The sequence below is a fragment of the Polaromonas sp. P3_B1 genome, from assembly GCF_056402935.1.
This window is the reverse complement of sequence record NZ_JBFUGK010000040.1, coordinates 31,311-57,424: the sequence shown is the minus strand read 5'-3', so window position 1 is coordinate 57,424 and position 26,114 is coordinate 31,311. Positions and strand designations below refer to the sequence as shown.

Annotated in this window: 24 protein-coding genes; 16 read left to right on the top strand and 8 right to left on the bottom strand. The window is 64.8% G+C overall.

Annotated elements, in window-relative coordinates; all coding sequences use genetic code 11:
* Positions 1 to 441: 441 nt before the first annotated feature.
* Positions 442 to 2,190, bottom strand: a complete 1,749-nt coding sequence (locus AC1DXS_RS20380; protein WP_477739278.1) for a bifunctional protein-serine/threonine kinase/phosphatase — start codon at positions 2,188 to 2,190, stop codon at positions 442 to 444.
* Between the two features lie 65 nt (positions 2,191 to 2,255).
* Positions 2,256 to 3,539, bottom strand: a complete 1,284-nt coding sequence (locus tag AC1DXS_RS20375; RefSeq protein ID WP_477739277.1) for a type IV pili methyl-accepting chemotaxis transducer N-terminal domain-containing protein — start codon at positions 3,537 to 3,539, stop codon at positions 2,256 to 2,258.
* Positions 3,540 to 3,929: 390 nt separating this feature from the next.
* On the opposite strand from AC1DXS_RS20375, the gene nirB reads away from it, so the two are divergent.
* The 8 genes from nirB (at position 3,930) to AC1DXS_RS20335 (ending at position 14,996) form a co-directional block, all read left to right on the top strand.
* A complete protein-coding gene (gene nirB, locus AC1DXS_RS20370; RefSeq protein ID WP_477739276.1) occupies positions 3,930 to 6,365 on the top strand; it encodes a nitrite reductase large subunit NirB in 2,436 nt (811 codons plus the stop codon).
* Positions 6,366 to 6,379: 14 nt separating this feature from the next.
* Positions 6,380 to 6,766: a nitrite reductase small subunit NirD gene (gene nirD, locus AC1DXS_RS20365; protein WP_477739275.1), complete on the top strand. Its 387-nt coding sequence runs from the start codon at positions 6,380 to 6,382 to the stop codon at positions 6,764 to 6,766.
* A gap of 13 nt (positions 6,767 to 6,779) precedes the next feature.
* Complete coding sequence (locus AC1DXS_RS20360; RefSeq protein WP_477739274.1) at positions 6,780 to 9,689, top strand: nitrate reductase; 2,910 nt, start codon at positions 6,780 to 6,782, stop codon at positions 9,687 to 9,689.
* A gap of 55 nt (positions 9,690 to 9,744) precedes the next feature.
* The gene (gene ybiB / locus AC1DXS_RS20355; RefSeq protein WP_477739273.1) at positions 9,745 to 10,653 is read left to right on the top strand and encodes a DNA-binding protein YbiB; all 909 of its coding nucleotides are present in this window, start codon (positions 9,745 to 9,747) and stop codon (positions 10,651 to 10,653) included.
* Positions 10,654 to 10,658: 5 nt separating this feature from the next.
* Positions 10,659 to 11,426, top strand: a complete 768-nt coding sequence (gene cobA, locus AC1DXS_RS20350; RefSeq protein ID WP_477739272.1) for a uroporphyrinogen-III C-methyltransferase — start codon at positions 10,659 to 10,661, stop codon at positions 11,424 to 11,426.
* A 68-nt stretch (positions 11,427 to 11,494) separates the two neighbouring features.
* Positions 11,495 to 12,487, top strand: a complete 993-nt coding sequence (locus tag AC1DXS_RS20345; RefSeq protein ID WP_477739271.1) for a hypothetical protein — start codon at positions 11,495 to 11,497, stop codon at positions 12,485 to 12,487.
* Between the two features lie 95 nt (positions 12,488 to 12,582).
* Complete coding sequence (locus AC1DXS_RS20340) at positions 12,583 to 13,707, top strand: sterol desaturase family protein (protein ID WP_477739270.1); 1,125 nt, start codon at positions 12,583 to 12,585, stop codon at positions 13,705 to 13,707.
* A gap of 32 nt (positions 13,708 to 13,739) precedes the next feature.
* Complete coding sequence (locus AC1DXS_RS20335; RefSeq protein WP_477739269.1) at positions 13,740 to 14,996, top strand: BaiN/RdsA family NAD(P)/FAD-dependent oxidoreductase; 1,257 nt, start codon at positions 13,740 to 13,742, stop codon at positions 14,994 to 14,996.
* Here AC1DXS_RS20335 and AC1DXS_RS20330 read toward each other — a convergent pair.
* Entirely contained in the window at positions 14,993 to 15,820 is an 828-nt protein-coding gene (locus tag AC1DXS_RS20330; protein ID WP_477739268.1) for a cupin domain-containing protein, read from the bottom strand. The genes AC1DXS_RS20335 and AC1DXS_RS20330 overlap by 4 nt on opposite strands.
* Before the next feature lie 124 nt (positions 15,821 to 15,944).
* Between AC1DXS_RS20330 and AC1DXS_RS20325 the strand changes: the two genes are divergently transcribed.
* The 3 genes from AC1DXS_RS20325 (at position 15,945) to AC1DXS_RS20315 (ending at position 18,040) form a co-directional block, all read left to right on the top strand.
* Complete coding sequence (locus AC1DXS_RS20325) at positions 15,945 to 16,889, top strand: alpha/beta fold hydrolase (protein ID WP_477739267.1); 945 nt, start codon at positions 15,945 to 15,947, stop codon at positions 16,887 to 16,889.
* Between the two features lie 360 nt (positions 16,890 to 17,249).
* Positions 17,250 to 17,462, top strand: coding sequence for a 30S ribosomal protein S21 (gene rpsU / locus AC1DXS_RS20320; protein WP_007872347.1), 213 nt, complete (start codon positions 17,250 to 17,252; stop codon positions 17,460 to 17,462).
* Between the two features lie 128 nt (positions 17,463 to 17,590).
* Positions 17,591 to 18,040, top strand: a complete 450-nt coding sequence (locus AC1DXS_RS20315) for a GatB/YqeY domain-containing protein (RefSeq protein WP_477739266.1) — start codon at positions 17,591 to 17,593, stop codon at positions 18,038 to 18,040.
* A 14-nt stretch (positions 18,041 to 18,054) separates the two neighbouring features.
* Here the strand turns inward: AC1DXS_RS20315 and AC1DXS_RS20310 are convergent, their stop codons facing one another.
* Together AC1DXS_RS20310 and pmbA are read right to left on the bottom strand one after the other, a co-directional pair.
* A complete protein-coding gene (locus tag AC1DXS_RS20310; RefSeq protein WP_477739265.1) occupies positions 18,055 to 18,954 on the bottom strand; it encodes a DMT family transporter in 900 nt (299 codons plus the stop codon).
* A gap of 8 nt (positions 18,955 to 18,962) precedes the next feature.
* Positions 18,963 to 20,378, bottom strand: a complete 1,416-nt coding sequence (gene pmbA / locus AC1DXS_RS20305) for a metalloprotease PmbA (RefSeq protein ID WP_477739264.1) — start codon at positions 20,376 to 20,378, stop codon at positions 18,963 to 18,965.
* Positions 20,379 to 20,403: 25 nt separating this feature from the next.
* Between pmbA and yjgA the strand changes: the two genes are divergently transcribed.
* From yjgA to AC1DXS_RS20290, 3 genes are all read left to right on the top strand, one after another.
* Positions 20,404 to 21,024 carry a ribosome biogenesis factor YjgA gene (yjgA, locus tag AC1DXS_RS20300; protein WP_477739263.1) on the top strand — a complete coding sequence of 207 codons (621 nt, stop codon included), beginning with the start codon at positions 20,404 to 20,406 and terminating at the stop codon, positions 21,022 to 21,024.
* Positions 21,021 to 21,614, top strand: a complete 594-nt coding sequence (gene mog, locus AC1DXS_RS20295; protein WP_477739262.1) for a molybdopterin adenylyltransferase — start codon at positions 21,021 to 21,023, stop codon at positions 21,612 to 21,614. Before yjgA ends, mog begins: the two co-directional genes overlap by 4 nt.
* A gap of 74 nt (positions 21,615 to 21,688) precedes the next feature.
* On the top strand, positions 21,689 to 22,027 hold the full coding sequence (locus AC1DXS_RS20290) for a DUF4870 domain-containing protein (protein WP_477739261.1): 339 nt from the start codon (positions 21,689 to 21,691) through the stop codon (positions 22,025 to 22,027).
* Between the two features lie 86 nt (positions 22,028 to 22,113).
* On the opposite strand, the gene cysE is transcribed toward AC1DXS_RS20290, so the two are convergent.
* Genes cysE through AC1DXS_RS20275 form a run of 3 tightly spaced genes read right to left on the bottom strand, consistent with a single transcriptional unit; the run spans position 22,114 to position 24,567 of the window.
* Complete coding sequence (gene cysE / locus AC1DXS_RS20285) at positions 22,114 to 22,890, bottom strand: serine O-acetyltransferase (RefSeq protein ID WP_477739260.1); 777 nt, start codon at positions 22,888 to 22,890, stop codon at positions 22,114 to 22,116.
* Positions 22,891 to 22,900: 10 nt separating this feature from the next.
* Positions 22,901 to 23,692, bottom strand: a complete 792-nt coding sequence (locus AC1DXS_RS20280; protein ID WP_477739259.1) for an RNA methyltransferase — start codon at positions 23,690 to 23,692, stop codon at positions 22,901 to 22,903.
* Positions 23,693 to 23,706: 14 nt separating this feature from the next.
* The gene (locus tag AC1DXS_RS20275) at positions 23,707 to 24,567 is read right to left on the bottom strand and encodes a LysR substrate-binding domain-containing protein (protein WP_477739258.1); all 861 of its coding nucleotides are present in this window, start codon (positions 24,565 to 24,567) and stop codon (positions 23,707 to 23,709) included.
* Positions 24,568 to 24,672: 105 nt separating this feature from the next.
* Between AC1DXS_RS20275 and AC1DXS_RS20270 the strand changes: the two genes are divergently transcribed.
* Both AC1DXS_RS20270 and AC1DXS_RS20265 read left to right on the top strand, forming a co-directional pair.
* Positions 24,673 to 24,960 carry a DUF1330 domain-containing protein gene (locus AC1DXS_RS20270; protein ID WP_413329420.1) on the top strand — a complete coding sequence of 96 codons (288 nt, stop codon included), beginning with the start codon at positions 24,673 to 24,675 and terminating at the stop codon, positions 24,958 to 24,960.
* A gap of 129 nt (positions 24,961 to 25,089) precedes the next feature.
* On the top strand, positions 25,090 to 26,079 hold the full coding sequence (locus AC1DXS_RS20265; protein WP_477739257.1) for an inositol monophosphatase family protein: 990 nt from the start codon (positions 25,090 to 25,092) through the stop codon (positions 26,077 to 26,079).
* Positions 26,080 to 26,114: the final 35 nt, after the last annotated feature.

Sequence of the window (26,114 nt, the reverse complement as noted above, 5' to 3'; positions counted from 1 at the left end):
AGCCAGGACGGGGCAATCGGGAGCGGGGACAGAAGATAAATACCAAAGAACAAACCAAGACAAACAAGGACACGCCATGGCGTGTCCTTGTTGTTTCCGGTATTCGGCTTCTTGTCTTTGGCTGTTGGCTGTTGGTAGTCGGGTCCCTTGTGTCTGCGCCGAGGAGCGCAGGTCCAGACGGATAAGGGCAAAAACGTGTTTGAGCCGAAGGCGAGTTGTTTTTGACCCCGTCTGGACCGAGCACCACAGGCTGCCCGTAGCGAAGCGAAGGGACGCAGACACCAGGGTCGCCTTTTCTTTTGCTTACTTTTCTTTTGGCGAAGCAAAAGAAAAGTGAGTTGCCGCCGGGCAACCCCCGGCCAGCTACCGATAGAAGAGTGAGCAGACGAAACAGAGGTAGAGAGGGGAAAGCGCGCAAGCCGGCGCAAGACCCGGCAATGACTACCGAGGCAAAAACAAAACCCAATAAATCAACAAAACATTCACCACCACACTAACCGCCAACAGCAGTTTCCAAAGCATCACCGGATCCCGCTCAATCAACGGCGTCCCCTGCGGCGCAGTCAGCGGCCGCGAAGCACCCCGCTCCAGCGCCAGCAACAGCTCTTCGGCGGTTTCAAAGCGGCGGCGCTTGTCGCGGGACACAGCCTTGAGCACCACGTGGTCCAGCCAGATCGGCACCTCGGGGTTGACGCGGCTGGGCGCGACCGGGTCGCGGTAGTAACGGCCGGCCTGGTAAGGCAGCACTTCGCCATAGGGCAGCCTGGCGGTGAGCAGCTGGTACAGGGTGACGCCCAGCGCGAACAGATCGCTTTGCGCGTCGGGTAATTCCTCGGGCCCATCGCTGCCTGCGGCGCTGAAGCCCCATTGTTCGGGATTGATGAAGCTGGGGGTGCCGGCGTGCAGCTTGCGCATGGCTTCGGGCTCGCGCCCGCTGAGGGCCACGCCCAGGTCCAGCAGGCGCAGCACGCCGTCTTCACCCTGGTGCAGGTTGGCGGGCTTGACGTCGCGGTGGATCACGCACTGGCGGTGCAGCCGGCCCAGCGCGCGGGCCGACTGGGTGGCCATGCCCAGCACCTGCTCCACGCTGATTTTTTGGCCGCGGTCCAGTTGCTGCTGCAGCGTCTCGCCGCTGTGCCAGTCGTACAGCAGGTAAAAAGCGCTGCGCTCCTGGCCGGCCGGCGGGCTTTCGTGAAGCTTGACGAGGTGCCCCGCCGCCGGGCCCGACTGCATGCGCAGGGCCAGCCAGGCTTCATGCGCCAGCATGGCGCGCTCCTCGCCATCGTGGGACCTCGCTGGGTTCAGCGCCTTGAGGGCGTAAAGCACGCGCGTGCCGGGGTCGCGTACCTGGTAGAGCACATGGATGTCGTTGTCGGCCACTTTCGCGGTCACCACCAGGCCGTCAATCACATCGCCGACTTTCAGTTTTGGCGGCACCGGCAAGGTTTGCGCGATACGGCCCACGTCCTGCAAGGTGGCATCCAGCAGGCCGCGTACGCGCACCACAACGGCCGTCACGTTGTCATTGCTGCCGGCGGCGAGGGCGGCGTCCACGAGCCCCTGGCTTGCCAGCTGGGCGCCGCCCTCCTCTTCCAGCCGCGCGAAATCGCGCAGCCGCTCGTCCCGCAGTACGCCATGCACGCCGTCGGTGACCAGCACGAACACATCGCCCACCTGCAGGTCACCCTGCATGTAGTCGACCACCACATGGTCTTCAGCGCCCACCGAGCGCAGCAACTGGTGCCTGAAATCAGGGTGGTTGACGGCGTGGTCGTGCGTGAGTTGCTGCAGCATGCCGCCGCGCAGCAGATAAGCCCGCGAATCGCCCACATGCGCCAGGGTGTAGGACTGCCCGCGCAGCACCAGCGCCGTGAGAGTGGTCAGCCCCATGGCGGGGTGGCGCCGGCGGTTAATGCCGGCCAGCCAGGCGTTCTGCGCGCCGATGATGCGGTCCAGCGCCACCGTGGTGTCCCAGGTTTCGGGTGTGCCGTAGTAGTCGCGGACCAGGCTGGTGACCGTGGTTTGCGCGGCTTCGCGGCCCATGCCGCCGGTGCTCACGCCGTCGGCCACGGCCACGATGGAGCCCATGCCCTCATGGCCCGGCTCGGGCAGCATGGCCGCGCAGAAGTCCTCGTTGGTGTTTTTACGGCCCGCCAGCGTGGCAAAGCCAATGTCCAGATCAAATGCCATGCACCAATGTAAGCAAGTTCAATGCCCGACATTGGTGCATTGCAACAATGCACTATCTCGAAGCTTCAGCCCACCAGCATCTGCATGCTTCGCTCGTACTGCACTGAGAGCTGCTCAAAGACGTCCAGCAAGTCCTCGCTGGCGGTGGCCAGGCCCTCAAGCCGCTTCGCATCCTTGCCCTTGGCAATCGCAGCCGCGCCGGCGCGCATCTGCGCCCAGCCCGCGGCCGCCTTCTCCAGGGATTCCCGGATTTCCTTGCTGGTCAGCGGGATATCGTTCAGGTACTGCAGCGCTTTTTCAAAAGCCGCCTGCGACTCGGCCATGCCCGCCTCACTGCGCTGCGAGGCCGTGCCGCCCAGAGCCTGCAGCAAGGCGTATTTCGCGAAACGCTGGCTCAGCATGCGCTGGCGGCCGGCCAGGTTGAGCACCTGCAGCGGCGGCATGGCGCCGGCGCTTTCAAGGATCGCGGTCATGCGCTCGGCTTCCTGCAGCAGCAGTTCGGCGAGTTCGTCAAGGTGCGCCATCTCGCCGGCGGCCCGGCTTTCCTCCAGGGCGGGCTTCAGGCGCGCCCAGGTCACGCTCACCTGCCCCAGCAAGTCGCCAAAAGTCGGCTTGGACAGGCTTTTACTGAGAGACGCGATATTGGCGTCTATGCGCTGCACCGATTCCGTGAGCAACTGCGCCACGCGCCCGGCCTGCACGCCCGCCAGCCGAAGCAGGGCCAGCTTGACCAGGCGCTGCGACAGCATGCGCAACTGGCCCGAACGGTTGACGTCCTCGGCGAAGCGGGCTGAATGGATGATGTGCTGCGACACCTGGCCCAGGCGCTGGTTGGTGTGCATGGAGGCGGTGCGCAGGATCTGGAAGGCGTCGTCGTCGGACATCTGGCGGGCGCGCATCAGGATCCCCTTGGCGCGGTCCACCACCTTGCGCTCTTCAAGCCGGCCGGCGATGTCCCGCATCTCACCGTGCAAGGCCTGCTCGCGCTTGAAGCGTGCCTGGGCCAGGTGGATCAGCGGCCGCAGGCGTAGCGGGCTGTAGCCGTTGACCACATAAGCGTGCACACCCACTTCGGTGGCGCGCGTGATTTTTTCCGCATCACTGTCGCTGGTGAACACCATGACCGGGCAAGGCGCGGTATCGCCCACCACCTGCAAGAGCTTGAACAAGGCCTCATCGGGCAGTGCATCGTGGCAAACCAGCACGTCGGGCGCCTGGCGCAGCACCTCCTGCACCAGTTTGCTGCGTTCATGGACCACGCCTAAGACCTGGATACCGGCCGCCTCAAGGTCGGAAACCAGCGGGTGAGCGCCGGCGGGGCCGTTCAGGTTTACCAGTGCGGAAGTCATACAAATCAATAGCTTGGGAGGGAAATAAGGCTGGGCAGGATGCAAGTCGCGCGCCATGCGCCGGCTGCGGATTCAGGTCGCAGCTTGCAGCCAATGATATGGCACAAGTTTTGCATCAGCTATCGCGGGCGTAACGACGCGCCCGACCTTAGCGAATGCACTGCGGGTCCTGCGCACAACGACGTGCGTAATGGTGTGCCTCATACCGGGTCTACAGCCCGGATCCCTGTTGACCGGGAGAGAGCATCATGAATTTCACCTTGTTTCCGCCAAGCCAGACCGGCTTGCACCCTCTGACAAGCCGCGTGGACGCGTGCATGCGCGACCTGCGCGGCACGGCCGTGGCATGACGTTTGCACCTGGACACATTGAATCCCCTGGAGTAGCCCCATGAAAAAATCAAAACTGGTAATGGTCGGAAACGGCATGGCCGGCGTGCGCACACTGGAAGAGCTGATCAAGGTCGCCCCCCACCTGTACGACATCACGGTCTTCGGCGCCGAGCCCCATCCCAACTACAACCGCATCCTGCTGTCGCCCGTGCTGGCCGGGGAGCAGACGCTGGACGAGATCGTGCTGAACTCCTGGGACTGGTACAAGGACAACCACATCACGCTGCATGCCGGCAAAAAGGTGGTGGAGGTCGACCGGGTCAAACGCATCGTGCGCGCCGAGGACGGCACCGAAGAGGAATATGACCGCCTGCTGATGTGCACCGGCTCCAACCCCTTCATCCTGCCGGTGCCGGGCAAGGACCTGCAGGGCGTGATCGCCTACCGCGACATCGCCGACACCAACGCGATGATCGAAGCCTCCGAGAAATACAAGAAAGCCGTCGTCATCGGCGGCGGCCTGCTGGGCCTGGAAGCGGCCAACGGCCTGATGCTGCGCGGCATGGAAGTCACCGTGGTGCACGTGATGCCCTGGCTGATGGAGCGCCAGCTCGACGACGTCGCGGGCAAGCTGCTGCAAAAATCGCTGGAAGACCGCGGCCTGAAGTTCCTGATCGGCGCGCAGACCCAGGAGCTCACCGGCAACGAAGAAGGCCGCGTGAAGTCCATCAAGTTCAAGGACGGCAGCGAAGTGGCCACCGACCTCGTAGTCATGGCGGTGGGCATACGCCCCAACACCCAGTTGGCCGAATCCATGCGCCTGCACTGCAACAAGGGCATCGTCGTCAACGACACCATGCAGACCGTGACCGACGCGCGTATCTACTCGGTGGGCGAGTGCGCGGCGCACCGCGGCATCGCTTACGGCCTGGTGGCGCCGCTGTTTGAGCAGGCCAAGGTCGCGGCCAACCACCTGGCGCAGTTCGGCATAGGCCGCTACTCGGGCTCGCTGACTTCCACCAAGCTCAAGGTCACGGGCATAGACCTGTTCAGCGCCGGTGAATTCATGGGTAGCGACGGGGCCGAGGAAATCGTGATGAGCGACCCTTTCGGCGGCGTCTACAAAAAGCTGGTGATCAAGGACGACAAGCTGGTCGGCGCCTGCCTTTACGGCGACACGGTGGACGGCAGCTACTACTTCAAGCTGCTGCGCGACGGCCGCAGCGTGGCCGACATCCGTGACAAGCTGATCTTCGGCGAATCCAACCTCGGTGACACAGGCCATGAAGGCCACAACAAGGCCGCCACCATGCCCGACGACGCCGAAGTCTGCGGCTGCAACGGCGTCAACAAGGGCACGATCTGCAAGGCCATCAAGGAAAAAGGCCTGTTCACGCTCGACGAGGTGAAGAAGCACACCAAGGCCAGCGCCTCCTGCGGCTCCTGCACCGGCCTGGTCGAGCAAATCCTGATGTTCACCGCCGGCGGCGACTACTCGGCCACGCCCAAGCTCAAGGCCATGTGCGGCTGCACCGACCACGGCCACCAGGCGGTGCGCGATGCGATACGCGCCAACAAGCTGCTGACGATCTCCGAGGTCTACAAGTTCATGGAATGGAAGACACCCAACGGCTGCGCGAGCTGCCGCCCGGCCGTCAACTACTACGTGACCAGCACCTGGCCAAAGGAAGCCAAGGACGACCCGCAAAGCCGCTTCATCAACGAACGCAGCCACGCCAACATCCAGAAGGACGGCACTTACAGCGTCATCCCGCGTATGTGGGGCGGTGAAACCACGGCCGACGAGCTGCGCCGCATCGCCGACGCGGTGGACAAATACAAGATCCCGACCGTCAAAGTCACCGGCGGCCAGCGCATCGATTTGCTGGGCGTCAAAAAAGAGGACCTGCAGAACGTCTGGAAAGACATCGGCATGCCCTCCGGCCACGCCTACGCCAAGGCCCTGCGCACGGTGAAGACCTGCGTGGGCAGCGAGTGGTGCCGCATGGGCACCCAGGACAGCACGCAGATGGGCAAGGACCTGGAACGCGCGATGTGGCGCATGTACGCACCGCACAAGGTGAAGTTCGCCGTCAGCGGCTGCCCGCGCAACTGCGCCGAAGCCGGCATCAAGGACGTCGGCATCATCGGCGTCGATTCGGGCTGGGAGATGTACATCGCCGGCAACGGCGGCATCAAGACCGAAGTGGCCCACTTCTTCACCAAGCTCAAGACCGCCGAGGAAGTGCTCGAATACACCGGCGCTTTCTGCGAGCTCTACCGCCAGGAAGGCTGGTACCTGGAGCGCACGGTGCACTACGTGAACCGTGTGGGCCTGGACTACGTCAAGAAAAAAATCCTGGAAGACCACGAAGGCCGCAAGGCGCTGTGGGAACGCCTGCAGTTCGCGCTCGACGGCGAGCCCGATCCCTGGTTCGACTTCAAGGAAGCCGCGGTCGACACCCGGCAGTTTGAAAAACTCACGCCCGCCTGAATTGAGAGACCACTATGTCTGAATGGAAAAAAATCTGCCTCGTCAAGGACATTCCGGTGCTGGGCTCGCGCCGCGTGGCGCGCGAGCGCGGCATCGACGTCGCCGTGTTCCGCAATGATGAAGACGGCGTGTTCGCGCTGCTGGACCGCTGCCCGCACAAGGGCGGCCCGCTGAGCCAGGGCATTGTGTTCGGCACCAGCGTGGCCTGCCCGCTGCACAACTGGACCATAGACCTGGAAGGCGGCTGCGCCAAGGCGCCCGACGAAGGTTGCACGCAGAAATTCAGCGTGCGCGTGGAGGACGGCGTGGTGCACCTCGATGCCACCGAGCTGGCGACGCTGGCACTGGACTTGCAACCCGTGGTGGCCGGCCCCGCGGCCAAAGAACTGACCAACGCCTGAACCTACCGACCCAATGACCCTTGTCGATGCAGCACTGAAAGAAACCCGTTCGACCTGCCCGTATTGCGGCGTCGGGTGTGGGGTGGTGATCGAATCGCAAGGCAACCAGATCACAGGCGTGCGCGGCGACCCCGATCACCCGGCCAACTTCGGCCGGCTCTGCACCAAGGGCTCGACGCTGGCGCTGACCGCCTCGGCGGCCGTCACGCGGCAGACGCGGCTGCTGCAACCGATGCGGCGCGAGCACCGCCATGAAGCGGCCAAACCGGTGTCCTGGGACAGCGCGCTGGGCTTTGCCAGCGAAAGTTTTGCGCAAATCATCCGCGACCATGGGCCCGATGCGGTGGGCTTCTATATTTCAGGCCAGTTGCTGACCGAGGACTATTACGTCTTCAACAAGCTTGCCAAGGGCCTGATAGGCACCAACAACGTCGACACCAATTCGCGCCTGTGCATGAGCAGCGCGGTAGCGGGCTACAAGCAGACGCTGGGCGCCGATGCGCCGCCCGCCTGCTATGACGACGTGAACCATGCGCAGTGCATCTTCATCGTCGGCAGCAACACAGCCTTCGCGCACCCCATCCTGTTCAGGCGCATCGAAGACGCCAAGGCCGCCAACCCGGCGCTCAAGATCATTTTTTGCGACCCGCGCCGCACCGACACGGCCGAGATCGCCGACCTCTACCTGGCGATACAGCCGGGCACCGATGTGTCGCTGTTCAACGGCATGCTGCACATCATGCTGTGGGAAGGCTGGACCAACGCCGCTTACATCGCCGCGCACACCACGGGTTTTGAGGCGCTCAAGGCCACGGTGCGCGACTACACGCCCGACCTGGTCGCCGAAACCTGCGGCATCAAAAAAGAAGACCTGCTGGCCGCGGCCAGGATGTTCGCGACATCAGCCGCGACGCTGAGCCTGTACTGCCAGGGCCTGAACCAGTCCAGCAGCGGCACCGCCAAGAACGCCGCCCTCATCAACCTGCACCTGGCCACCGGCCAGATCGGCAAGCCCGGCGCCGGGCCGTTTTCACTGACCGGCCAGCCCAACGCCATGGGCGGGCGCGAGGTCGGGGGCCTGGCCAACCTGCTGAGCGCGCACCGCGACCTCGCCAACGCCGAACATCGTGCGGAGATCGCCGCCTTGTGGGGCGTTCCCTCCGTGCCGGAGAAGCCCGGCAAAACCGCCGTCGAGATGTTCCAGGCCGCCGCCGACGGCGAAATCAAGGCCTTGTGGATTGCCTGCACCAACCCGGCCCAGTCCATGCCCGACCAAGCCACGGTGCGCCGCGCGCTGGAGCGCGCCGAACTGGTGATCGTGCAGGAAGCCTTTGCCACCACCTCGAGTTGCGATTACGCCGACCTGCTGCTGCCCGCCACCACCTGGGGCGAAAAAACCGGCACGGTGACCAACAGCGAGCGCCGCATCAGCCGCGTGCGCCCGGCCGTGGCCGCACCCGGGGAAACGCGCCATGACTGGGCGATCGTGGTGGACTTTGCGCAGCGGCTGGAGAAGCTGCTCCCCGCCCGCGCGGCAGCTGGTGCTAGCCTGTTCACCTACTCCCTGGCCGACGAAGCATCGGGCGCGGAAACCATCTGGAACGAACACCGCGAATCCACCCGCGGCCGCGACCTGGACATCACCGGCCTGAGCTACGAATTGCTGGAGGACGCGCCGCGGCAGTGGCCCTTCAAGCCAGGCGACAGCGCTGGCAAAGTCCGGCTGTATGAAGACGGCATCTTCCCCACCGCCGACGGCAAGGCGCGCTTTGCCAACACCGTCTACAAGCCGGTGGCCGAGCCGCGCGAATCGCGTTTTCCGTTTTCGCTGACCACCGGCCGCCTGCGCGACCAGTGGCACGGCATGAGTCGCACCGGCACCCTGGGCCGGCTGTTCGGCCATGTGGCCGAGCCGGCCGTGCAGATGAATGCCCAGGACATGGCGCGGCGGCTGCTCAAGGACGGCGACCTGGTGTATGTCACTTCCAAGCGTGGCTCCATCATCGTGCCGCTGCAGGCCTCGCCCGAGGTGGCTGTGAGCCAGGCTTTTATCGCCATGCACTGGGGCGAGGAATACCTGAGCGGACAGTCCACCAGCGGCGCTACGCTGGCCGGCGTCAATGCGATCACTACCTCCGCCTACTGCCCGACCTCCAAGCAGCCCGAACTCAAGCACGCCGCGGTCAAGATCCTCAAGGCCGACATGCCCTGGACGCTGCTGGCCATGGCCTGGCTGCCGGGCGACGAGGTGCTGGCCGCGCGCGAGCAGCTCAAGCCGCTGATGGCGGCCCTGCCCTTCACAAGCTGCGTGCCTTTTTCCAATAACACCGCGCTCACCGACCAGGGCCGCGAGCGCTCCGGCCTGCTGTTTCGCGCAGCCAGCCATGAAGCGCCGCCCGACGAATTGCTGGCAAAGCTCGAGGCCACATTGGGCCTGGGCGGCGCCGAGGTGCTGCGCTACGCCGATCGCAAAAAAGGCCAGCGGCGCACCATGCGGCTGGTACGCAAGGGCGACGCGGCCGAACTCGCCGGCTTTGTGCTGGCCGGTGACACCAGCGCCCAGGCCTGGATCAAAACGCTGCTGCAGGACGAGCTGCCGGCGCAGGCCTACGGCCGGCTGCTGCTGCTGCCAGGCGCCAAGCCGCCGGTGGCGGTGCAGTCGCGCGGCAAGCTGGTCTGCACCTGCCTGAACGTCAGCGACACGGCCATCGACGAACACCTGGCGCTCGTGGCCGGTGGCGGCGGTGCTGCCGGCCACCTGCACACCGACGAGGAGCGGCTGGCCTCGCTGCAGGCCACGCTCAAGTGCGGCACCAACTGCGGTTCCTGCGTGCCCGAACTCAAGCGCCGTGTGCGCTCGGCGCGCAGCGAAGCGCAGGCCAGCGCGCCGCGCGCCGTGATCCCGATCCGCCAGGTGGCCTAGGCCCAGGCTTAAGCTCATAAGAAGAAGTTATCTGCGTTCGCGGACAATCACCTCTATGGGTATTAGCCAATACATCAAGGAAATCGGCCGCGGCAAGGACGGCGCGCGTGCACTGACACGCGAGCAGGCCACCGACCTGCTGGGCCAGGTGCTGGACGGCACGGTGACGGATCTAGAGATCGGCGGCTTTTGCCTGGCCATGCGCATCAAGGGCGAAACCCCCGAAGAAATGGCGGGCTTCCTTGATGCGCTGCACCAGCGTCTGGCGCATTTCCCCGCCACCAAAACCCCCACCGTGGTGCTGCCCAGCTACAACGGCGCGCGCAAGCTGCCGGTGCTCACGCCCCTGCTGGCCCTGCTGCTGGCGCGCGAAGGCGTGCCGGTCCTGGTGCACGGCACACCCACCGAATCAAGCCGGGTGTTTGCTTCGGAAGTGCTGCAGGCGCTTGGCATCCATGCCTTGCAGGCTGTCCGCCCCATCGTCGAAGGCGAGACCGTGTTCGCGCCCACCGAGCTGTTGCTTCCGTCGCTCAAGCGCCTGCTCGACGTGCGCCGCGCCGTCGGCCTGCGCAACCCGGCGCACAGCCTGGTCAAGATCATGAGCCCCTGCCTGGGCAAAAGCCTGGTGGTGAGCAGTTACACGCATCCTGAATACGCCATCTCCATGGCGCAGACCTTCGAGCTGACCGGGGCCAACGCGATGCTGCTACGCGGCACCGAGGGCGAAGGCGTGGCCGACGCGCGCCGCATGCCGCAAATGGAAGCTTTCATTGGCGGAAAGCGCTCGCTGCTGCAGGAAACCCAGGCCGGCACGCTGGCTTCCCTGCCCGATCTTCCCAAGACGGTGGACGCCGCCGCCACCGCGGCCTATATTCAGTCAGTGCTGGCCGGCGACAAACCCGTGCCGGCTTCGATTGCGCGGCAGGTGGAACATATCTTGCAGTTGTTGCCCCATATCCAATGACCACCATGAACCACGGAAAAGTAACCCTCGTAGGCGCCGGCCCCGGCGATCCGGAACTGCTGACCCTCAAGGCCCTGAAAGCCATACAGCGCGCGACCGTGCTGCTGGTGGACGACCTCGTGAGCGACGAGATCGTGGCCTTCGCGCGGCCCGAGGCGCGCATCGTCTACGTGGGCAAACGCGGCGGCTGCAAGTCCACGCCCCAGGCCTTTATTGAAAAGCTCATGCTGATGGCCGCTCGCGAGGGCGAGGACGTGGTGCGACTCAAGGGCGGCGACCCCTTCATCTTCGGACGCGGCGGCGAAGAGGTCGAGCACCTGCGCGATGCCGGCATCACAGTGGAAGTCGTCAACGGCATTACCGCGGGCCTGGCCGCCGTCACCTCGCTGGGCGTGCCGCTCACGCACCGCGAGCATGCGCACGGCGTGGTCTTCGTCACCGGCCATGCCAAACCCGGCGACAGCGGCACCGACTGGAAAGCCCTGTCCGCGACCGCGCACAGCGCACGCCTCACGCTGGTGATTTACATGGGCGTCAGCGGTGCGGAGCGCATCCAGGACGAGCTGCTGTCGGGCCTGCCGGCCGCCACACCGGTCGCCGTGATCCAGAACGCCTCGCTGGCCACGCAGCGCCACATCACCACCACGCTGGGCGGCCTGGCGGCATCGGTTCGCGAGGCCGGCATGGCCAGCCCCTCGGTCATCGTCGTGGGTGATGTGATCAGCGGCGTGGCCCTCGCGACGGCACATCCCGACGCGGCCCGCGCGGCCTGAGCGCAAGCAGGCGTCATACCTCCGTCATACGGCCCGCCTAAGCTCCCGGTCTTTCGACTGGAGCAAAGATGTCTCACCGTTTTCTGGCCGGCGCGCTGCTGGCGCTTGGCATGGCCTGCGCGCAGGCGCAGGGTTTTTCATTCGGCCTGTGGGGCGACATGCCCTACCAAAAAGCCGGAGACGACCCAAAAATCCCCGCGCTCCTCAAAAGCATCAACCAGTCGGACATCGCCTTCTCGATCTACGACGGCGACATCAAGGACGGCAGTTCCAAATGCACCGAGGACATCTATGCCTCGGCGCTGGCCATGTTCGGCGAGCTGAAAAAACCCGTGGTCTACGTGCCCGGCGACAACGAATGGACGGACTGCCACCGCCTCAACAACGGCGGTTATGACGCCCTGGAGCGCCTGGCCTACCTGCGCAAAACCATGTTCCCCACTACCCGCAGCCTGGGCCAGCGCACCATGGCGCTGACGCACCAGGCCCCGCTGGGCGAAAAATTCGTCGAGAACACGCGTTTTACGCACCAAGGCATCGTGTTCGCGACGCTGAACGTGCCGGGCAGCAACAACAACAAAATCCTTGACGAAAAAGACTGCACGCAAAAAAGCGCGCGCACCGCGGCCCAATGTGAGGCCTCCAACGCCGAATACCTGGAGCGCGATGCGGCCAATGTGCGCTGGATGCAGGAGGCCTTCGCGGACGCCAAGGCTCGCAAGGCGCGCGGCGTCGTGCTGGTGATCCAGGCCGACCCGGGTTTTGACCTGCCGGAAACCGAGGGCATTGACGAAAGCCAGGCGCCGGGCGTCAGCGGCTACCGCAACTTCATCGGCCATGTCATCACCGAAACCGAGCAGTTCGCCGGCCAGGTGCTGCTGGTGCACGGCGACACGCATTTCTTCAAGGTCGACAAGCCGCTTTACAGCCCCACCAGGCTGCTGCCCAACCTCACCCGCCTGCAGACTTTCGGCAGCCCGCTGATCCATTGGGTACGCGTCACCGTGGAGCCGAAAAATCCCAATGTATTCGCAGTTCAGCCGGTCATCGTGAAACAGTGACGGAATCGTGGGCTGGCCGGCACAGGCCAGCCCCGGAATCCGGCGTGCGCGGCTACACTCCCAAAGTCAAAAACAACAGCAGAGGGAAAGACGCGATGCTCGACAAACTCAACGAACTGACGGAAAGCCACGGCGAACTGCGACGGGGCAGCGGCATCATGAGCGGCGTGATCGCGCTCAGTCTGGGCGTGCTGTGCTTCCTGGGGGTGCTGGCCTTTCATTTCCCCGAATACCTGACCACGCCGGAGCTGCGCAAGAGCTACAACGTCGACGTGATCCGCATCGTGATGTTCACCTCGCTGGTGATTGCCGGCGGCATCTCCCTGGTCAACATCATCTTCAACCGCTCGCGCTGGCTGGCCGGCGCCGCGTTTTTGCTGGTGGTGTCCACCGCGCTGCTGGGCGGCCACAAGGTGCCGGTGAATGATTTCGCCGACAACACGCCCTACATCGGCCTGGACTGGTTCATCCTGGACCTGCTGGGCTCCTCTCTGATCTTCATCTTCATTGAAAAGCTGTTCGCGCTGCGCAAAGACCAGCCGGTGTTTCGCGCCGAATGGCAGACCGACCTGCACCACTTCATCGTCAACCACATGATCGTGGGCTTCGTGCTGCTGGCCACCAACCTGCTGGTGCACAAGTTCTTCGGCTGGGCCGCCAACGACGGCATTCGCGGCTGGGTGCAGGGCCTGCCTTTCTGGGCCGGCGTGCTGCTCATCGTGCTGGTGGCCGACCTGGTGCAGTACTGGACGCACCGCGCCTACCATGAGGTGCCCGTGCTGTGGCGCCTGCACGCGGTGCACCACAGCGCCAAGAGCATGGACTGGCTGGCCGGCTCGCGCCAGCACATCCTGGAGCTGCTGCTCACCCGCACGCTGATCCTGGCGCCCATCTACGTGCTGGGATTTTCCAAGGAAGTGATTGACGCCTACATCGTGATCGTCGGCTTCCAGGCGGTGTTCAACCATGCCAACGTGAGCGTGCGCCTGGGCCCGCTGCGCTATGTCATCGTCACGCCCAACTTCCATCACTGGCACCACAGCCAGGACCAGGAAGCGCTGGACCGCAACTATTCGGCGCACTATGCCTTCATCGACTACATCTTCGGCACCGCCGTCAAAAGCACCAAGCTCTGGCCCGAACGCTATGGGGTGCTGGGCGACTACGTGCCCAATGGTTTCTTCAAGCAGCTCAAGTTCCCGTTCACCTGGAAACAGTGAGCGCGATGCAATGGCATTGATCAGGGACCGGTTTGACCCATCACTTTGACGCCGTAGTGATTGGCGCGGGCGCCGCCGGGCTGTTCTGCGCGGCCCAGGCGGGCCAGCGCGGCCTCAAGGTGCTGCTGCTGGACCACAGCGAAAAAGTCGCCGAAAAAATCCGCATCTCGGGCGGCGGCCGCTGCAACTTCACGAATCGCGACACCACGCCCGCGCAGTTCCTGAGCGAGAACCCGCATTTTTGCCGCTCGGCGCTGTCGCGCTACACGCCGCAGGACTTCATCGCCCTGCTGCAGCGCCACAACATCCCTTTCCACGAAAAGCACAAGGGCCAGCTGTTCTGCGACCGCTCGGCCGAAGACGTGATCAACATGCTGCTGGCCGAATGCCAGGCCGGCCAGGTGACACGCTGGCAGCCCTGCGGCATCCAGAGCCTGAAAGGCCCCCAGGAAGCGGGTGAAAACTACGAGCTTCAGAGCGACCGGGGCCTCATCACGGCGCCGCAGGTGGTGATCGCCACCGGCGGCCTGTCGATTCCCAAGATTGGCGCCACCGATTTCGGCTACCGCATCGCCAGACAATTCGGCCTGCGCCTGGTGGAGCCACGCGCCGCGCTGGTGCCGCTGACGTTTGATGGTGAAGCCTGGGCGCCCTATGCCCAGCTGTCCGGCCTGGCGCTGCCGGTGCTGATAGAAACCAGCCCAGCGGATGCCACGCCCAAGCAACGCAAAAAAGCCGTGGTGTTTTCAGAAGACCTGCTGTTCACCCACCGGGGCCTGAGCGGCCCGGCCGTGCTGCAGATCTCCAGCTTCTGGCGCGAAGGACAGCCGATACGCATCAACCTCGCCCCTGGCGTGGACCTGCCTAACCTGCTACTGCGCGCCAAGGCCACGTCCAGAAAACTGATCGCTAACGAACTAGCGACCCTGGTGCCCAGCCGCCTGGCCGACGCCTGGGTCAGCCAAGACCCTGCTCTGCAGCGCCCCATCAGCGAAGCCACCGACAAGGCCCTGCTGGCCCTGGCCCAGCGCCTGGCCGGCTGGGAACTCACACCCAACGGCTCCGAAGGCTACAAAAAAGCCGAAGTCACCGTGGGCGGCGTAGACACCCGCGACCTGTCCTCCCAGACCCTGGAATCCAGGCAGCCGGGCCTCTATTTCATAGGCGAAGTCGTCGACGTCACCGGCTGGCTGGGCGGTTACAACTTCCAATGGGCGTGGGCTTCGGCGCATGCCTGTGCCGAGGCGCTCAGTGCAGCGCACCAGCCCGCTCGCCAGGAAGCGCACTAGCCCGGCTGGGCCAGCTTCCACTCGCGCGGTGTCTGGCCGCATTGCGCCTTGAAGGCGCGCGAAAGCGCCGCTTCGCTGCCGTAGCCGACGTCTGCGGCGATGAGCTTGAGCGGCTGTCCCCGCCGCAATGCCTGCTGCGCCAGGCCCACCCGCCAGCGTTGCAAATACACCCCCGGCGTACAGCCGACCGCGTCGCGAAACTGATTGGCAAATACGCTGCGAGACATGCCCGCGCGATCAGCCAGGGCCTCCAGGCTCCATTCCTGCGCGGGGTGCTGGTGCATCGCGACAATGGCGTTGCGAAGGCGCGGATGCGAAAGCCCCGCCAGCATGCCGGAGCGCGTTTCGCCGTTTTCCATGAGGTGGCGCAACACCTGGATCAGCACCACGTCAAACAGCCGGTCCAGCAGCGCCTGCCGCCCGCAGCGCTGCTCGAATGCCTCTTCGAACAGCAGTTGCAGCACGCCGGCGGCGCCTTCGACCTGCGCCAGCGGCAGATGCACAAAGGCCGGTAAAGCGGCCGCGATCGGATTGGCCGCCCCGCCCTCAAAGCGCAAGTGTGCGCAGACGAAATCAGCGCCATGGGCCGCATCGGTGATAAACCGGTGCGCCAACGGCCTGGGGTAAAGCAACAGGCAGGGGCCGCTGACGCGCACGACTTCGGCGCCGCCATGGCTGACGCCAACTTCCCCGCTGCGCACCAGGTGCAGTTGCCCAGCGCCCTCCTCCTCGCCGAGTTCGTTCACGCCGCAGAGCGCGCCCGAATGAAAAACGTTCGCGCTCACCGAGAAATGCCTCAACAAAGTCTCAAGTCGATCAACCAATGAAATTCTCCATTTGATACTTACGATCAATTTTTTAAGATTATTAAATACTTATCGTATTTTTCAAAGCGTAAAGTTCGTACTGTCGATTCCGACTTGACTTCAACCACCGCAAAGGACAGACATGAACGCTCTTACCCGCATCGCCGCCGCAGCAGCATTGGCCACCGCCGCCCTCACCGCCAGCCCGGCCATGGCCGCTGGCGAACCGCAGCAGCCCGCTTCCGCGGCGCGCAGCGCCAGCTACATCACCACCTCCGACGGCGTGCAGATTTATTACAAGGACTGGGGCCCGAAGAATGGCCCCGTGGTGAGCTTCAGCCACGGCTGGCCGCTCAACTCGGACAGCTGGGAATCGCAGATGATTTTCCTGGCCTCCAAGGGCTTTCGCGTGATCGCCCATGACCGGCGCGGCCACGGCCGTTCCAGCCAGCCCTGGGACGGCAACGACATGGACCACTACGCGGCCGACCTGGCGGCGGTGATCGACTCGCTGGGCGTCAAGGACGTGACCCTGGTTGGCTTCTCGACCGGCGGCGGTGAAGTTGCCCGCTATATCGGGCGCTACGGCACGGCAAAGGTCAAAAAAGCAGTGCTGGTCAGCGCCGTCCCGCCCCTCATGCTGAAAACCGCGGCCAACCCGGGCGGCCTGCCGATCGAGGTGTTCGACGGCATCCGCCAGGGTGAACTGGCCAACCGTTCGCAGCTCTACCTCGACATCGCCTCGGGCCCCTTCTTCGGCTTTAACCGTCCCGGCGCCAAGGTCTCACAAGGCCTGATCCAGTCTTTCTGGGTGCAGGGCATGCAGGCCGGCCACAAGAACACCTATGACTCCATCGCCGCGTTCTCCGCGACCGACTTCACTGAGGACCTCAAGCGCTTTAACGTGCCGACCCTGGTGATCCACGGCGACGACGACCAGATCGTGCCCATAGACGCCTCCGGCCGCGCCGCCGCGAAACTCGTGAAAAACGCCAAACTGATCGTCTATCCCGGCGCGCCGCACGGCCTGACCGATACCCACAAAGACCGGCTCAACCAGGATTTGCTGAATTTCATCAGTAAATAGGCCCACCCCCGTCCAGGCTCACTGCGTGTAGCCTGCTCCCCCAAGAATTGGTACACCCCTGTCCAAGCTCACTGCGTGTAGCTTGTTCCCCCCTCAAGGGGGCGGCGCCTGCGGTCTGGCAAAGCCAGTCCCGCGGCCCCCGCTGGTTGTTGTGCCCCTCTTTTCAGGCCAGCATGAGCCGCGGAACCGGCTTTGCCGGGCCGGAGGGCGGGCGGCCCCCTCGGGGGGCAGGGAGCTACAAGCAGTGAGCGACCGTGGGGGCCACGTCCAGTGCTATAATCTCAGGCTTTGCTAGCAAACCCGCGCCTGGCCTGATCCTGATCAGATCAATTAGGGCGCACCTTTTGGATCAACTGAACAATGACCACCATCCGTGTAAAAGACAATGAGCCCTTCGACGTGGCTCTGCGCCGTTTCAAGCGCACCATTGAAAAACTCGGCCTGCTGACCGACCTGCGCGCCCGCGAGTTTTACGAAAAGCCAACGGCAGAGCGCAAGCGCAAGAAGGCAGCCGCCGTCAAGCGCAACTACAAGCGCATCCGCTCGATGCAGCTGCCCAAGAAGCTGTACTAATCCCTTAGTACCGCCTCACGGCAACAAAAAGCCCGCACGAGGACGCTCTGCGGGCTTTTGTGCTTTTGGCGCCCGCCCCGCGCCATCTTCCTCTATCCCGCCCTATTCCCGCCCTTCAGGAGCCTCGAATGTCAGCCCTCAAAGAAAAAATCACCGAAGACATGAAGATCGCCATGCGCGCCAAGGACAGCGAGCGCCTGGGCACCATACGCCTGCTGCTGGCGGCCCTCAAGCAAAAAGAGGTCGATGAGCGCGTGGTACTCGATGACGCGGCCGTGGTCGCCATCGTCGACAAGCTGATCAAGCAGCGCAAGGATTCGCTGGAAGCCTTCCAGAAGGCCGAACGCAAGGACCTGGCCGACAAGGAAGCCGCCGAACTGACCGTGCTGCAGGCCTACCTGCCCGCACGCCTGAGCGCCGATGAAGTCACCGCCGCCATCAAAGCCATCGTGGCCGAGCTGGGCGCCAGCGGCCCCGGCGACATGGGCAAGGTCATGGGTGCGGCCAAGGCCAAGCTGGCGGGCAAGGCCGACATGGGCCAGGTCTCGGCCGCCGTCAAGGCCGCGCTGGCCGGTTAAGTCCTGTTTGCGCCTCAGTGGCGCAGCAGGATCAATACGCAACCCGCGACGGTCAGCAGCGCGCCGCACCAGCCGCCCAGGGCCGGCCGGCGGCGGTACACCCACCACAGCAGCGGTAGCAGCAGCACCGGCGTCACGGACGACAGCATGCCCACCATGCCGGCGCTGCCCTTGTGCAGCGCCTTCAGGATCAGCGTCATGCCCAAAGTCATGCCCAGCGCGGCGCTGGCGAAGGTGTAGCCCAGGTCCACCCAGCGCGGCGACTGCGTGGCCTGCACCACGCGCCAACCCGAAAACAGCAAAACGGCGTGAGCGGCCAGGCCGCTGCTCATGCGCACCGCCGAGGCCGCCACCGGGTCCATGCCGGTCTGCATCAGCGGCTTGAGCATGAGGGTGGCCACCGACTGGCCCAGCGCAGCCACCAAACCTAACGCAATGCCGACGGCCAGCCGCCCTTTGGTCGACTCCCAGTGGTGCAGCTCGGTCTCGCGCCGGCCGAAGGCAATCGCCGTCATCACGCCCGCCACCAGCAAGGCGCTGCCCAGCAGGCCCCATCCCGAGAGTGTTTCACCCAGGAACAGCCAGGCCAGTACGGCAGAAAACAGCGCATGGGTGGCAAACAGAATGCCGGAGCGCCTAGGCCCCAGGCGCCCCATGCAGGCGAACAGCGCGGTGTCGCCGACAAAAATGCCGATCACGCCCGACAGGGCCAGCACGCCCGTGCCGTCCCATTGCAGGCCGCGCCAGCTGCCGGTGGCAAAGGCCAGGGCCCACAACATCGCACAGGCAAACGCCAGGCGCCAGCGGCTGAAGGCAAAAGCGCCCATGCGGGCCACGGCGGAGGCCGACAGCAGGCTGGAGCAGGCCCAGGTGGCCGCTGCGGCCAGCGCCAGGGTCTCGGCGGGCAGGATCATCGGGAAGGCTAGCTGCCCGCCACCTTCATGCGGTTGACCAGGATGGAGCCCACGGTTTTGGCGCCGTAGTTGTAGGCATCAGCCCCCACGGCATCAATGCCCATCAACATGTCTTTCAGGTTGCCGGCAATCGTGATTTCCTCGACCGGGAAGGCGATGCGGCCGTTTTCGACCCAGAAGCCCGAGGCGCCGCGCGAATAATCGCCGGTCACGTAGTTCACGCCCTGGCCCATCAGTTCGGTCACAAAGAGGCCGCGGCCCAGTTTGCGCAGCATGGCGTCCAAGTCGTCCCCGGGGCGCGTGTTGCGGCTGGACAAGGTGAGGTTGTGCGAGCCGCCGGCATTGCCGGTGGTGCGCATGCCTAGCTTGCGGGCCGAATAGGTGCTCAAAAAATAGCCCTCAACGCGGCCGCCGGCCACCACCTTGCGCGCCTGGGTCTTCACGCCTTCTTCGTCAAAAGGCGCACTGCCCTTGCCTTTGCGCTGGTGCGGGTCTTCGTCGATGTCGATGTGCCTGGGAAAAGCCGCCTTGCCCAGGCTGTCGGCCAGGAAGGTGCTTTTGCGGTACAGCGCGCCGCCGCTCACGGCTTGCACAAAACCACCCAGCAGGCCCGCGGCCAGCGGCGACTCGAACAGCACCGGGCACTGCGTGGTCGGTATCTTGCGGCTTTTCAGGCGCGCCAGCGCGCGCTCGGCGGCGTAGCGTCCCACGGCCTCGGGGCTGGCCAGTTCACGCGCGTCGCGCATAGAGCTGTACCAGGCATCACGCTGCATCTGGTCGCCCTTGCCGGCAATCGGCGCCACCGAGATGCTATGGCGCGAACTGGCATAGCCGCCGCGAAAGCCCTTGGTGTGGGCGCTGAAAAAATGGCTTTGCTGGGCCGACACGCCCGCGCCTTCGCTGTTGGTGATGAGGCGGCTGGTGCCCAGCGCGGCGGCCTCGCACTTCAGGGCCAGCTGCGCGGCCTGTTCGGAGTCTATGGACCAGGGGTGGAAGAGATCCAGCTCCGGGTGCACGCGCGCGATGTCCTGCTCGTCGGGCAGGCCCGAGGTTTCGTCTTCGGCCGTGAAACGCGCGATGTCGTAGGCCGCTTTCACGGTCTGCTCTATGGCCGCCTTGGAGAAATCGCTGGTCGCGGCATTGCCGCGTTTTTTGCCGATGTAGACGGTGATGCCCAGGGACTTGTCGCGGTTGCGTTCCACGTTTTCCAGCTCGCCCTTGCGCACGCTGACCGACAGGCCGCAGCCTTCGGAAGCTTCGGCCGCGGCATCCGTGGCGCCCAGTTTTCTGGCGTGGCCGAGGGCGGTGTCAACGAGGTCTTCGAAAAAATCGCGGTGGTAGCTGAAGCCGCTTTGGGGCTGGTGGGAAGCACGGGAAGCGCCGCGGTTTGCGCCGCTGGCGCGAGAGGAAGCTTTTTGGGTCATATGGGTAGCTATGATACTGACTGCCATGAACAACAAGACTCCCAAGGCCATCAAGGGCTACTGGTCCAACGGCCGCTTCGTCAAACCCGAGGAAATCGCACTCGAGGAAGCCGGCCCGCCCAGCAAAACCCAGCTCAAGGCCGAGGCCGACGAAAAACAGGCGCTCGGTGAAGCGCTGCTGACCCTGCGCGCCGACCTGATGGCGCGACTGGACCTGCCCGACAAGCTGCGCGACGCCATCGCCGACGCGAAGAAGATCACCAACTTCGAAGGCAGGCGCCGCCAGATGCAGTTCATCGGCAAGCTGATGCGCCCGCTGGACCCGGAACCCATCCGCGAGGCCATCAACGAGCAGCTCAACGGCTCGGCCGACCTGACGCTGGCCCTGCACCAGGCCGAGCAGTGGCGCGACAAGCTGATCGGCGACGACGCCGCGCTGGGCGACTGGCTGCAGGAATACCCCGGCACCGATTCGCAACAGCTGCGTGCGCTGGTGCGCCAGGCCCGCAAGGACGCCAAGCCGGAAAAGCCCGGCGAAGCGCCGCGCCACGGCAAGGCCTACCGCGAAATTTTCCAGCTGGTGCGGCAAGCCATGGCCGAGGGCCCGGGTGCGGCTGATGAGGCCGATGAGGAATCCCAATCGTGAGCGAGGTTTTTGAGGCCGTCAAAATCGGCATCGTCTCGGTCAGCGACCGGGCCTCCACCGGTGTCTATGTCGACAAAGGCTTGCCGGCGCTCAAGGAATGGCTCACGCGCGCCCTGCGCAACCCCATCACCTTTGAAGAGCGACTGATTCCCGACGAGCAGGCGGGCATCAGCGCCGCGCTGATCGCTTTGGTGGATGCCGGCTGCTCGCTGGTGCTGACCACCGGCGGCACCGGCCCCGCGCCGCGCGACGTGACGCCCGAAGCCACGCTCGCCGTGGCCCACAAGGAAATGCCCGGTTTCGGCGAACAGATGCGGCAGATCAGCCTGAAATTCGTACCCACGGCCATCCTGTCGCGCCAGTGCGCGGTGATACGCGACAAAAGCCTGATCCTCAACCTGCCCGGCCAGCCCAAATCGATCGCCGAAACGCTGGAAGGGTTGAAAAACCCCGACGGCTCGCAGGCCGTGGCGGGCATCTTCGCCGCCGTGCCCTATTGCATAGACCTGATAGGCGGCCCCTACCTCGAAACCGACCCGGCCGTGTGCCAGGCCTTCAGGCCCAAAAGCGCCCAGCGCCCGCCGCGCTGAGCCTTTGCCATGTGCTGGTTGGGCAGACCGGGTTTCTCACGTAGTATTCGGGCTTTACAACACGAGGAGCTGAGATGGACGAGTTGATCGAAACGCCTAGCAAAGAATCGAAAAACACCGCTGTGCTGATCTGGATAGGCACCCTGTTTCTGGGCTTCATCCCGGGCCTGATCGTTTACCTGGTGAAAAAGGATGACGCCTACATCCTGGACCAGTCCAAGGAAGCGCTGAACTGGTCCATCACCGCGGCCATCGGTTATGTGGCGGCGATGATTCTGACCTTTGTGCTGATCGGCTTCCTGGTGTTCGTGGCGCTGGGCATTTGCCACCTGGTGTTCTGCGTACTGGGCGCAATCGGCGCATCCAGCGGCAAGGCCTTCCGCGTGCCCTTCGCGCTTCGCCTGATCAACTGAAGCAGCAGGCAACCCACAAAAAAGGAAGGGCTCGCCCTTCCTTTTTTATTGCCTGCCGCCCGCCGCCTGCCATCCTGCCGTACGACTTACTTGCCCACCAGCTGGTTGAGCTTGTCGGCTTCGAAGGTTTCCGTCAGCGCCGCATCCTTGGGCACGCAGTCCTTGCTCATGGCCGTCTGCGGGCCTGAGAGCTTTTCAATCGCCTGCCAGAGCAGCGCAATCTGGTGCTCCTGCGATGAGGCGTTATCGATCAGCCCCTTCATGGCCTGCCCGAGCGGGTCGTCGTCCAGCGTGATGCCGTAGGCGGAGAACTTGGGCGATGTGGTGACGTCGGCGCTCTCCCCCACCTTGGACGGGATGATGCGCGCCGGAATGCCGACCGCGGTGGCCCCGGCCGGGACCGGCTTGATGACGACCGCATTGCTGCCAATCTTGGCCCCATCGCCCACCAGAAAGCCGCCCAGCACCTTGGCGCCGGCGCTCACCACCACATCACGGCCCAGGGTGGGATGGCGCTTTTCGCCCTTGTAGAGCGAGGTGCCGCCCAGCGTCACGCCCTGGTAAATCGTGCAGCCGTCGCCGATCTCGGCGGTTTCGCCGACGACAACGCCCATGGCATGGTCGAAAAACACCCGCTCGCCGATTTTGGCGCCGGGGTGGATCTCAATGCCCGTCATCCAGCGCGAAACATGCGAGATAAACCGGCCCAGCCACTTGAGGCCGTGGTTCCAGCACCAGTGGGCCCGACGGTGCAAAACCAGGGCGTGCAGGCCCGGGTAGCAGGTCAGCGCTTCCCAGGCCGTACGGGCGGCGGGATCGCGGTCGAGGATGCACTGGATGTCGGAGCGGAGTCGGGAAAACATGGGGGGAAGTTTAGTGGCCGTCCGCCGACCCTGCTGGCGTGCTGTCTTTAGGCGGCATTTGGGCGGCTGTGTGCAGCATGGCCTTGGCCACGCCACGCAGGATGTGGATTTCCTCGGGGCTCAGCTGGGCGCGATTGAACAGCTGGTTGAGCCGCGGCATCAGTTTTTTAGGCGAAGCCGGGTCCAGAAAGCCTATGCCGGTGAGCGCTTCTTCCCAGTGCTTGAGCATGCCGGCCACCGCCGCCGCGTCGGCCTGCGCGGGTTCGGCCGTCGCCGGCTGCACGCTGAAGCCGCCCAGCGCCTGGCGCCAGTCATAGGCGATCAGCTGCACCGCCGCGCCCAGGTTGAGCGAGCCGAACTTCGGGTCGGTCGGGATGCTGAGCGCCACATGGCAGCGGTAAACGTCCTCGTTTTGCATGCCAAAGCGTTCGGAGCCGAACAAAAAAGCCACCGATTCGGGCCTGGCGACTCCTTCCACGGCTGCTGGCCCCTGACCCAGCAAGGCGGAAAAATGCTCGCGCGGCGCCCGCGTAGGCGGGCCGAAGTCGCGCGGCGTCATGGCCGTGGCGCACAGGTGGGCCATGCCGTCCAGGGCCTCGTCCAGCGTGGCGACGATACGGGCGTTCTTGAGCACGTCCAGCGCGCCGCTGGCCCGCTGTATGGTTTCCTCGCGGTTCAGCACATTGGCCCAGCGCGGCGCGACCAGCACCAGGTCGTCAAAACCCATGGTTTTCATGGCGCGGGCGGTGGCGCCGACATTGCCCGCATGGCTGGTGTTGATCAGGATGAATCGCGTATGCATGGGAAAGGATTGTCCTATGCGGATGGTTTCAGGACCTGGATCAGGGCCCTGATCTTGGGCGACATCGCGCCTTTGCGCCAGATCAGCTCGGTTTGCGCCCGGTCGCTTCCGGGCGGCAGCGCATGCACGCTCAGGCGCGCGCGCTCGGGAAACGTCGCCAGCACGCTGAGCGGCACCAGCGAAATACCCATGCCCACCACCACGCAGCCCAGCATCGCGTGATAAGACGTGATTTCTATGGTCTGCACCGGCATGCTGTTTTTGCCGGCGTACCATTGCTCGAGCCGGGCCCGGTGCGGGCAGCCCTGTTCAAAGGCGACTATGCTGCGCGGGGGCTCGGCGCCTGCGGAGGTGATGGCGGCGTGCCCTGCGCTTGCCACGATCACCAGTTCCTCGCTGAACACCGGTTCGCGCTCGAAAGGCCCCTCGACGATGGGGCCGGTCACCAGCGCGGCGTCCATGGCGCCGGCCAGCACTGCCGCCGCCAGCTGCTGTGGATTACCGGTCTTGAGCGCCAGCTTCACTTCCGGGTAAAGGCGCACAAAGTCACTGAGTGGGCCGGGCAGGCGCACGGCCGAGGTGCTTTCCATAGCGCCGAGCGCCAGGGCGCCGCGCGGGCTGCCGTCGCGCACCGCATCGCGCGCCTCGTCGGCCAGGTCCAGCAGGCGCTGGGCATAGTCCAGCAACACCTGCCCGGCCGGCGACAAATGCAGGCGCTTGCCCTCGCGGATAAACAGCGGCGTTCCGAGTTTCTCCTCCAACTGCCGTATGCGCGTCGTGATGTTGGACTGCACCCGGTGCAGCCGCTCGGCCGCGCGTGTCACGCCGCCGGCCTCCACCACCGCCCGAAAAATCGCCAGGTCGCTGAGCTCCATGCATCTCCATTAAAGATATAAATTATCTTTATTATTCATTTTTCAGAATACATTGTCACGCGTATCGTCCAGCCCTTGACCACTTCACAACACCCAAGGAACAACATGCCAAAGGCTTACTGGATCGTGCGCGTCTCGGTGCGCAACATCGACGAATATCCCCGTTATCTCACGGCGGCGCGGCCCGCCTTCGAGAAGTTCGGGGCCAACTTCCTGGTGCGCGGCGGCGCTTACGAGAGCATGGAGGGCAGCTCGCGCGAGCGCAACGTCGTTGTGGAGTTCGCCGACATGGCGACCGCCCAGGCCTGTTACGCCAGCCCCGAATACCAGGCGGCGCGGGCCATACGCCAGCAGTACGCGGACGCGGATTTCCTGATCGCGCAAGGCGCTTAGGCCTGTTCAGGTGCGATATAGCCCTCAGGAGACCTCAGGAGGGGGCCGTATCGCGTTTATGGGAAAATACCGCCATTGCCCGCCGCCCGCATCGCCGGCGCCGGTTTATCCCGTTCTTCCCTACAAGTTATGTCCAGCAATCTCCATCCCATGCTCAACGTGGCCATCAAGGCTGCGCGCGCTGCCGGCGCCATCATCAACCGCGCGGCGCTTGACGTCGAAGCGGTCCGCGTGTCGGTCAAGCAGACCAACGATTTCGTCACCGAAGTCGACCAGGCCGCCGAAGCCGCAATCATCGAAACCCTGCTGAGCGCCTACCCCGGCCACGGCATCCTGGCCGAAGAATCGGGCAGCGAGCATGGCGCCAAGGACTCCGACTACGTCTGGATCATCGATCCGCTGGACGGCACCACCAACTTCATCCACGGCTTCCCTGTCTATTGCGTCAGCATCGCGCTGGCCGTCAAAGGCAAGGTCGAGCAGGCCGTGGTCTACGACCCCACCCGCAACGACATCTTCTGCGCCACCAAAGGCCGCGGCGCCTACATGAACGACCGCCGCATCCGCGTGGCCAAGCGCACACGCCTGCAGGAATGCCTGATCTCCACCGGCTTCCCCTACCGCCCCGGCGACAAGCTCAAGGCCTACCTCAACATGCTGGGCGAAGTCATGAGCCAGTGCGCCGGCGTGCGCCGCCCCGGCGCCGCGGCGCTGGACCTGGCCTATGTGGCCGCCGGTTTCAGCGACGGCTTTTTTGAATCCAACCTCAAGCCCTGGGACGTGGCGGCCGGCTCGCTGCTGGTGACCGAGGCCGGCGGCCTGATCGGCAACTTCACGGGCGAGGCCGACTTCATGGACCACGGCGAATGCGTGGCCGGCAACCCGCGCGTCTACGGCCAGCTGGTGGCCACCCTGGGCAAATACAGCAAATTCGCGGGCGCCGGCGACAAGGCCGTGGTGCGCCAGGCCCTGCAGGACACGCCCGCCGCGGAGGAGCCTGAAGAAGGCGCCGAAGAAAACGCGGCACCCACCGCCCCGGCCGAAAAGCCCACGCTCAAAGCCAAGCGCATCAAGGCCGGCGAGAGCGCGGCCCCCAAGGCGCCCGACGCGCCCTTCTAAGCAAAGCCCGCCTCGCGGGCTTTTTCTTTTGGGAA

Coding starts and splice junctions, on each gene's coding strand:
- AC1DXS_RS20380 (WP_477739278.1), bottom strand. CDS start 2,190: ATGGCATTTGATCTGGACATTGGCTTTGCCACGCTGGCGGGCCGTAAA.
- AC1DXS_RS20375 (WP_477739277.1), bottom strand. CDS start 3,539: ATGACTTCCGCACTGGTAAACCTGAACGGCCCCGCCGGCGCTCACCCG.
- nirB (WP_477739276.1), top strand. CDS start 3,930: ATGAAAAAATCAAAACTGGTAATGGTCGGAAACGGCATGGCCGGCGTG.
- nirD (WP_477739275.1), top strand. CDS start 6,380: ATGTCTGAATGGAAAAAAATCTGCCTCGTCAAGGACATTCCGGTGCTG.
- AC1DXS_RS20360 (WP_477739274.1), top strand. CDS start 6,780: ATGACCCTTGTCGATGCAGCACTGAAAGAAACCCGTTCGACCTGCCCG.
- ybiB (WP_477739273.1), top strand. CDS start 9,745: ATGGGTATTAGCCAATACATCAAGGAAATCGGCCGCGGCAAGGACGGC.
- cobA (WP_477739272.1), top strand. CDS start 10,659: ATGAACCACGGAAAAGTAACCCTCGTAGGCGCCGGCCCCGGCGATCCG.
- AC1DXS_RS20345 (WP_477739271.1), top strand. CDS start 11,495: ATGTCTCACCGTTTTCTGGCCGGCGCGCTGCTGGCGCTTGGCATGGCC.
- AC1DXS_RS20340 (WP_477739270.1), top strand. CDS start 12,583: ATGCTCGACAAACTCAACGAACTGACGGAAAGCCACGGCGAACTGCGA.
- AC1DXS_RS20325 (WP_477739267.1), top strand. CDS start 15,945: ATGAACGCTCTTACCCGCATCGCCGCCGCAGCAGCATTGGCCACCGCC.
- rpsU (WP_007872347.1), top strand. CDS start 17,250: ATGACCACCATCCGTGTAAAAGACAATGAGCCCTTCGACGTGGCTCTG.
- AC1DXS_RS20315 (WP_477739266.1), top strand. CDS start 17,591: ATGTCAGCCCTCAAAGAAAAAATCACCGAAGACATGAAGATCGCCATG.
- AC1DXS_RS20310 (WP_477739265.1), bottom strand. CDS start 18,954: ATGATCCTGCCCGCCGAGACCCTGGCGCTGGCCGCAGCGGCCACCTGG.
- pmbA (WP_477739264.1), bottom strand. CDS start 20,378: ATGACCCAAAAAGCTTCCTCTCGCGCCAGCGGCGCAAACCGCGGCGCT.
- yjgA (WP_477739263.1), top strand. CDS start 20,404: ATGAACAACAAGACTCCCAAGGCCATCAAGGGCTACTGGTCCAACGGC.
- AC1DXS_RS20290 (WP_477739261.1), top strand. CDS start 21,689: ATGGACGAGTTGATCGAAACGCCTAGCAAAGAATCGAAAAACACCGCT.
- cysE (WP_477739260.1), bottom strand. CDS start 22,890: ATGTTTTCCCGACTCCGCTCCGACATCCAGTGCATCCTCGACCGCGAT.
- AC1DXS_RS20280 (WP_477739259.1), bottom strand. CDS start 23,692: ATGCATACGCGATTCATCCTGATCAACACCAGCCATGCGGGCAATGTC.
- AC1DXS_RS20275 (WP_477739258.1), bottom strand. CDS start 24,567: ATGGAGCTCAGCGACCTGGCGATTTTTCGGGCGGTGGTGGAGGCCGGC.
- AC1DXS_RS20270 (WP_413329420.1), top strand. CDS start 24,673: ATGCCAAAGGCTTACTGGATCGTGCGCGTCTCGGTGCGCAACATCGAC.
- AC1DXS_RS20265 (WP_477739257.1), top strand. CDS start 25,090: ATGTCCAGCAATCTCCATCCCATGCTCAACGTGGCCATCAAGGCTGCG.